General features: G+C 64.2%; 1 protein-coding gene. It reads right to left on the minus strand.

Annotated elements, in window-relative coordinates:
* Positions 1 to 91: 91 nt before the first annotated feature.
* On the minus strand, positions 92 to 1,658 hold a 1,567-nt coding region (locus AC4FAH_RS13875; RefSeq protein WP_490246238.1), incomplete at its 5' end, for a DHA2 family efflux MFS transporter permease subunit.

Below are 1,658 nucleotides of genomic sequence, written 5' to 3' on the forward strand. Positions count from 1 at the left end.
AAAGACAAAGCCCCGCCGATTGGCGGGTCTTTGTCTTTCAGCGACATGCGACTTTTTCTCAAAGTACGATCAAGGAGCCTGCAAGGCACCATCAGTGCGCTGGGCTCTGTTCGGCACTTTCGCTGGCATCCGCCTTGCTGGCCGGGTCTTGCGGGCGACGGAACAGGAAGGCCGCCACGCTGCCGAGCACATAGACCGCGCCCAGCCACAGGAAGATATTGTCGAAGGCCAGCACCTCGGCCTGGATGCTGATGCGCTGGGCGATCATCTGCACACCGGCCTGCCACGGATCAGCCAGCCCCGCGAAGGTCGACTGATAGCTTGCCAGCTGATCGATCACCACCTGGCGGCTCTGGTCGATGGCCCCGATCATCTGGTTCCAGTGATAGTCCTCACGCAGCTCGCGGATGGTGTCGATCAGCGCCAGTCCCACCGCGCCGCCCAGGTTGCGCATCACGTTGAACAGGCCACTGCCGTTGCCTATCTCATGGGGCGCCAGACGTCCCATCGCCAGCCGGGAGACCGACAGCAGCACCATGATCTGACCCGCGCCGCGGATCACCTGTGGCCAGAAGAAGTCATCGAAGCCCGAGTCCGAGGTCAAGTGCACGTTCATGCCGGTGCCGAGACCGGTCAGCACCAGGCCGATGCACAGCATCAGGCGCAGATCGATGCGGTCGGAAAGCTTGCCCGCCACCGGCGCCATCAGGAACATCACCACGCCGCTGACGAACATCACCTGCCCGATCTGCACGCTGGAGAAGCCGGAAATCGAGCCGAGAAACAGCGGCACCAGATAGACCAGCCCGTAGAGCACCACGCCGATCCAGAAGCCGATGATCGCCCCCAGCGCGAAGTTGCGGTCCCTGAACACCCGCAGGTCGACGATGGGGTTGCTGGTCGTCAGCACGCGCCAGAAGAAGCCGACCGCCGCCACCGCGCACACCACACTCCAGAACAGGATCAGCGAACTGGCGAACCAGTCATCGCCGGGCCCTTCCTCGAGCACGAATTCGAGACTGCCGAGAAAGACCGCCATCAGCGCCAGGCCCAGCGTATCCAGACGACTGAGCAGGCCGCGGTCGCCGCTGTCGATCTCCAGATTGCGCCACACCAGCGCCGCCACGATGATGCCCGGCACCAGATTGACCAGAAACAGCCAATGCCAGCTCATGTATTCGGTGATGTAGCCGCCGACGGACGGCCCGATGGAGGGCGCCATGGTGGCCACCAGGCCGATCACCGCCTGGATGCTGCCCATCATGCGGCGCGGGAAGATCGAGAAACTGGCCGCCTGGGTCAGCGGAATCATCGCCCCGCCCATGAAGCCCTGGACCGCGCGCAGCACGATCAGGGCTTCCAGCGAGGTCGAGAGCGCACAGCCCAGACTCGCCAGCGTGAAGCCCAGCGCCGAGACGGTCAGCACCAGCCGCGTCGAGAAGATGCGCGCCAGCATGCCGGAGAGCGGAATCATCACGATCTCGGCGATCAGGTAGCTGGTCTGCACCCAGGAGATCTGGTCCTGACTGGCGGCCAGGCCCGCCTGCAGCTCGTTGAGCGAGCTGGACACGATCTGGATATCCAGAATCGCCATGAACATGCCGAACACCGCGGCCACGAAGCCGATCTGCTGGCGGCGCGTCGGCATGTCACTGGCG

It is taken from the genome of Cobetia sp., from assembly GCF_983723665.1.